Origin of the sequence: uncultured Desulfovibrio sp., from assembly GCF_944324525.1 — a bacterium.
GTDB lineage: Bacteria > Desulfobacterota > Desulfovibrionia > Desulfovibrionales > Desulfovibrionaceae > Desulfovibrio.
In genome coordinates this window covers 1-6,151 of the sequence record NZ_CALUWS010000078.1, presented here as the reverse complement: position 1 = coordinate 6,151, position 6,151 = coordinate 1, and the positions used below count along the sequence as shown (strand labels likewise).

Sequence of the window (6,151 nt, the reverse complement as noted above, 5' to 3'; positions counted from 1 at the left end):
ATGTGCCGCCATACGGTCTCTCCTCATTGTAAGTGAAGAGATTATAACATGTTTTTAATTTGACGGCACTATCTAAGGCTTGTTAACGGTATTTGTTGTCTGTTTGGGGGGAAGGGAAACCCCTCCGCCTGCGCTGGAGGGGGTTGCTCTGCTGTCGATGCCCGTAAGGCTCCTTTGTCGCCTAACGGGCACGGCCCTCCGGGCCGCCTTTCGGTCGCTCCCTTCCCCCCAAGCCCCCCATCCCTTCCCCAGCGCGCTTTTACCGAGGAAGCGTCGGGGATACATGGCAACCCTGCCCCAAAGGCAAGCAGAGCGTGTACAGTGTACCTGTTTTGTCTATTGAACGTATTTGGACAGTCGCATTGACACGTCCTAGTTGAACAGATTGCGTTCCGGGACGGCATCCTTTTCCCTGCGGTCTTCCACTTCCACGCCCTTGGGCGGGGTGAAGCTGAAGACCGAGGCGGGCACGCCGCTGTTGGACTTGAAGTCCACGAAACGCACGTCGTTGTGGTTGCCGTAAAAGTCGATGATGTCCGCGCGGCGGATGAGGTAGTCGTTCTCCACCCAGATGAGGGCCTCCACCATCTGCGGGCTGGGGTCCTTGGGATAGAGGCGCACCTTGCGCAGGCCGCCCTCCTTGCCCTCTTCCGCAAGGTCAAAATCCCGGTCAAGCGCGGACTGGCCGGTCAGCACCTGGATGATGCTGCGCGAATCCTGCACGAGGTCCGGCGGATAGCGGTAGGCCAGCTCTTCATCGGGCAGATAATCCCAGATCTCTTTTTCCGTGACGACGAGGGTCTCGGGCGTGGGAGCTTCCGTTTCCCAGCGGATGAGCAGCGGTTTCTTGAAACGCAGGGTCCCCTTGCGCTTTTCCACGCTGCCGCTTTCCTTGTGGGTCAGGGTCTGCTCAAAGGTAGCCGTGAAGTTTTGCAGGCTGTCGTAACGCTTGCGGATGCCGTTCACGATGTCGGACGGCGCGGCCTGCGCCCCGACCGTCATGGCAGCCAGCAGCAGAAGGGAACACAAGAGCGGAAAAATGCGTTGCCGCATGAGGTTTCTCCTTTTTGGACGTGAAGACTCGAATACGGACGGCGCGACGGTTACCCGCCCCGCTGGAACGGATTCGCATTGAAATTGTATCCAATTTCCATTAAGGCCACGGGCCATATCCGCCAACGGCCGACGCAGAACCTGCGCCGCATGGCCGCCCTCTTCCGCTGTACGCAAAAAGTCCGGCAGGGGCAAGCGCGGCAGACGCGCCTTACCACGAGCCGCCGCTGCAAATGGAAGCAAATCGTACGAGGTAAAACAGATGTAAACCTTACACGAAATGATGCGCTTTTGCCGTGCGCGTGTTCCCCGGATAGCGCATTTTCCGTTTGAAACGCTTCGCGTTTCAAACCATGCGACCTGTCGTTTCGCGAAAAACACGTTTTTTCCGTGTGGTTTCGGCCGGGCGGCGCTGTGCCGCTGCCTCGCGTTTTGCCTTTTTCAAAGAAAAAGCATTCTACCGGAGGACGGTCAAACAAAGGAGCAGCCTGCGTGCCGCGTTCGCCGTACATCCGCCCTAATAAAAGCGCGCTGGGGAAGGGATGGGGGGGCCTGGGGGGAAGGGGAACACCTCCAGCGCAGGCGGAGGGGTTCCCCTTCCCCCCAATCAAACTATCCGGGGCCCTATTTGACCACGGCACGCGGCTTGCTGCCGGAGGCGGGGCCGATGATGCCGTCCTGTTCCAGCTGTTCCATGATGCGGGCGGCGCGGTTGAAGCCGATGTTGAAGCGGCGTTGCACCAGCGAGATGGAGGCCTTGCCCTGTTCGGTCACGAAGGCCTGTACGGCCGGATAGACGGGGTCGTTGGCCGCATTGCCGCCGCCCCCGGCGCGCCCGGCCCCCGGTCCCGCGGCTTCCAGTCCCCAGGAGGCAAAGTCCACCTTGTAGGAGGGGCTGAGGTGGCGTTTCCAGTACTGGACGACATTGTGGACTTCCTCATCGCTGACGAAGGGGCCGTGCAGACGTTGCAGCTGGCCGCCGCTGGGCTTGAACAGCATGTCGCCGCGCCCGAGCAGATGCTCCGCGCCCGCCTGATCGAGGATGGTGCGGGAGTCGTGCACCGAGGCCACCTGAAAGGAGATGCGGCAGGGGAAGTTGGCCTTGATGAGACCGGTCACCACGTTGACGCTGGGGCGCTGGGTGGCCAGGATCATATGGATGCCCGAGGCGCGGGCCAGCTGGGCCAGCCGCACGATGCTGGTCTCCACCTCGCGCCCGGCGGTGAGCATGAGGTCGGCCAGCTCGTCGATGACGATGACCAGATAACTCATGGGCTCCAGATCGCGCAGATCGTCCGGCAGGGCATCGCCGTAGGAGGCCAGCTTCTGATTGTATCCGGCGATGTTGCGCACGCCCAGACGGGCCATGGCGTCGTAGCGGCTGTCCATCTCGTGCACGGCCCAGTCCAGCGCGTTCTTGGCGTCGGACATCTCCTTGACCACGGGGTGCACGAGGTGCGGCTCATCCGCATAGACGGCCATTTCGATACGCTTGGGGTCCACGAGCAGCAGCTGCATCTCCGAAGGCTGCGTGCGGTACAGCAGACTCAGCAAAATACCGTTGAGGCACACGCTCTTGCCCGCGCCGGTGGCCCCGGCCACCAGCAGATGCGGCATCTTGGCCAGGTCGGCCAGCACGGGCCGTCCGGCGATGTCCTTGCCCAGCACCATGGTCAGCGGCCCGCAGCCCTTGCGGAACGCCTCGCTGGCCACGAGCTCGCGGAAATTCACGGTCTGGCGTTCGGTATTGGGGATCTCTATGCCCACGGTGTCCTGACCGGGGATGGGCGCCTGGATGCGCACGGCGATGGCCTTGAGCGCCAACGCGATCTCCCCGCTCAGATTGGCGATGCGGTTGACGCGTATCCCCGGAGCGGGGCGCACCTCGTACATGGTGACCACCGGGCCGGGCGTCACGCGCACAAGCTCCGCCTGGATGTCGAAGTCGCGCAGGCAGGACATGAGGGCCCGGGCGCGTTCCGGATCTTCCACGGGACGCACGGCATCCGGCGCGGGCGGCGACAGCAGATCCAGCCCCGGCAGAGGGACGGGAGCCTTGCGGCCCAGCGCGGCAAGGGTCTTCTGGGCGGCCTCCTTCACCACGCCGCTCACGGCCTGTCCGACCGCAGCCGCGGGCGATGGCGCGGGCGCGCTGCCGGGAGCCGCCGTGACCGGTGGCACCGTGGGCGCATTGGCCGTGATGTCCAGCGGTTCGGCGGCCTCTTCTTCATAGACCTCCGCCAGCAGCTCGGCCGTCGGCCCGTTGGCGGGCACGGCTTCCGGCGCGGCGGAGATGGGCGCGGCCGGGGTGGGAACGGCACGCGGCGCTTCCGCTGCCGGAGCCTCCATGGACGTGTGGCCTTCCCGGGCGTCAGGCAGCGGCGACTCCTCGGCCATGCCGTTCAGACGATCCAGCATCCGGGGCGGCTGGGCCTCCGGCGGCAGCGGTCTGCCGTCTTCGCCAAGCACTTCGGGCACGATGGCCCCTTCCGGCGGCTGGAAAGGCAAAGGAGGCTGGGCCGGGCCTCCGGCAGCCGGGACATCTTCCCCGGCCGACGTCCGCGCGTCCTGTTCCGCCGCCTGCGCCGGGATCGTCCACGGCGGCATGTCGCCCGCACTGGCCTCCTCAGGCCGCACCGCGTCAGGCGGCAGGACCGTGCCTTCCATGCCTGTGTCCGACATCGCCTCAGTACGGGCGTCGCGCAGGCGATTCACCTTGTTGGCAGCGGCACGCGCACGCCCGGCGTCCTGACGGTTCCTGCCGTCCTGCCCGGCCGTGCCGTCGTCCGCCGCCGTATCGTCGTAGACCTCGGGCATGGCTTCATCCGTCAGGGGACGGATATTGCCCAGCCGGTCACGCAGACGGATAAGGAAGGAGGATTCCCCCACTTCCCGCTTGGTCTTGCGCCGCAGTTCGCGCAGGCCCCGCCCAAGCGCGGCAAGGCGCTCGCGCAGGGTGAGCGGCGTCTTTTCCGCGCCCTCGGAGGAAGCGTCCTCCCCTTCCGCACGGAACAGCTCGCCCGCCCGGAACTGCTTCCAGCGCAGGCGCGCCTCGTCCCGCACCAGCGCGGCAAAGGCGAACCAGGAAATGTCAAAACAGAGTTGCAGGCCGATGAGCAGGACGAAGAGCCAGACCAGGCTTGAGCCCACCGGACTGAGGTAACGGCTGGTATTGCCGTGCAGGGCATTGCCCACCATGCCGCCGCCGCTCACGTCGCCCAGCGAGAGCCCCCAGGCCGAGCTGATGACCAGCAGCACGACGGTCAGCAGGAAGGCGCCGCACCAGCGCCACCAGGGCAGCGCATAGGCGGGCGACACATAGGCCGCCCCCAGCGCCGCAAAAAGCACCGGCCAGATGAACGCCCCGATGCCGAAAACATCATTGAGCAGGCCGGCGGCATAAGCGCCGAAAAGCCCCGCACTGTTCGTCACGGCGGCATTGCTGCTCACCACATGATTGAGGCTGGGGTCGTTGATGTCGAAGGTGACGATGCTGAGCAGCAGCAGCAACGACCAGAACAGCAAAAAAAGGCCGAAGAGTTCCCGACCGAACTTGCGGGGCGTTTCCGTAGCCATGCGTGCGAGGCTCGCCTATTCGCGACCGAGATATTCCTTGGTACGCGTATCGACCTTGATGCGGTCGCCCACGTTGACGAAGCTGGGCACCTGCACCACCACGCCCGTTTCCAGCGTGGCGGGCTTGGTGACGTTGCTCACCGTGTCGCCCTTGGCGGCGGTCTCCGTCTCGGTCACTTCCAGCACCAGGCTCAGGGGGATGTCGATGTCCAGCGGCTTGCCCTTGTAGAGCAGCACGCGGCACTGCTGGCCGTCCTTGAGGAAGGCGTCCTTGCCGTCGGTGATCTCGGCAGCCATTTCCAGCTGTTCAAAGGTGGTCATGTCCATGAAGACAAGATCCGTGTCCTGATGATACAGGAACTGCATGTCACGGGTCTCCATGTCGGGCTTGCCCACCTTTTCGCCGGAGCGGAAGGTGATGTCCTGGATGCGGCCGGTCAGGATGTTGCGCAGCTTGGTGCGCACCATAGCGCCGCCCTTGCCGGGCTTGAAGTGCTGGAAGTCCACGATTTCGTAGGGGATTCCTTCAACTTCGATCTTCAGGCCTTTGCGGAAGTCGGTGGTGGAATACATGTCGGGGATTCTCCTCTTGGCCGGGGCGCGGCCGGGAAAGGCATTTGCCAAACTGCCCGCGCCGGGCTACAATGATAGATGGAACTTGGTATTGTGAATCAAGCCTTCCGCCCTGTCAAGCTCGCCCGGAGGAGACCATGCCGCAACTGGTACTCGAACATACCATCTACACCCTGAACCAGCTCCTCAGCATCGACTCGCCGCAAATCGCGCTGGCCGGACGCTCAAATGTGGGCAAATCCTCGCTGATCAACGCCCTGGCCGGACAAAAAAAGCTGGCCAAAGTCAGCGCCACCCCCGGCAAGACGCGCTCCATCAACTTTTACCGCGTCGATCCCCACGGTTACTACCTTGTGGACCTGCCCGGCTACGGCTACGCTCGCGCCAGCCATGCCGAGCGCCGCGCCTGGGCCCAGCTGCTGGAAAAATACCTCGCCGGCGCCAGCCGCCTGCAAGCCCTCGCCCTGCTCCTCGACAGCCGCCTCGAACCTCAGAAACTCGATCTGGAGCTCTCCCACTTCGCCCGCGAATGCCGCCTGGATATCCTCCCCATCCTCACCAAAGCCGACAAATGCACCCAGCGGGAACGCGCCGCCCGTGCCGCCCAATGGCGCGACATCCTCGGCGTCCCCCCTCTCGTCACCTCCTCCAGCAAAAAAACCGGTCTGCGCGAACTCTGGCAACGCCTCCACCAAACCGCCGGCGTCCTTCCCGAACCCCCTGGCGAGGCCGAAGTCGAAGAAAATACGCCGGCGTGATGTGAGTTTTTCTTTTTCGCCGCCGGCTGACGGCTTTTGCCCGGCGTTTGGGCGTGGTCGCCTCCCGGCGGCATCCGCTTTTCTTTTTTTGCCACTGGATTCGGCTTCAGCCCGGCATCCGGGCGTGGTCGCCTCCCGGCGAGGGGCAGGGGGTGAGAGGGGCGTGCCCCTCTACACCCCCTACGACCCCC

General features: G+C 64.4%; 4 protein-coding genes. 1 reads left to right on the top strand and 3 read right to left on the bottom strand.

The genetic code is table 11. From position 1 onward, the window contains the following. Nucleotides 1–372: 372 nt before the first annotated feature. From lolA to efp, 3 genes are all read right to left on the bottom strand, one after another. Nucleotides 373–1,053, bottom strand: coding sequence for an outer membrane lipoprotein chaperone LolA (gene lolA, locus Q0K12_RS12100; protein ID WP_297263226.1), 681 nt, complete (start codon nucleotides 1,051–1,053; stop codon nucleotides 373–375). Nucleotides 1,054–1,677: 624 nt separating this feature from the next. Beyond that, on the bottom strand, nucleotides 1,678–4,629 hold the full coding sequence (locus tag Q0K12_RS12095; RefSeq protein ID WP_297263225.1) for a DNA translocase FtsK: 2,952 nt from the start codon (nucleotides 4,627–4,629) through the stop codon (nucleotides 1,678–1,680). A gap of 15 nt (nucleotides 4,630–4,644) precedes the next feature. Continuing rightward, complete coding sequence (gene efp / locus Q0K12_RS12090; RefSeq protein ID WP_297229725.1) at nucleotides 4,645–5,202, bottom strand: elongation factor P; 558 nt, start codon at nucleotides 5,200–5,202, stop codon at nucleotides 4,645–4,647. 137 nt (nucleotides 5,203–5,339) lie between these two features. Here efp and yihA point away from each other — a divergent pair, with 137 nt between their 5' ends. Further along, nucleotides 5,340–5,960, top strand: a complete 621-nt coding sequence (gene yihA / locus Q0K12_RS12085) for a ribosome biogenesis GTP-binding protein YihA/YsxC (protein WP_297263224.1) — start codon at nucleotides 5,340–5,342, stop codon at nucleotides 5,958–5,960. The last annotated feature ends 191 nt before the right edge of the window (nucleotides 5,961–6,151 follow it).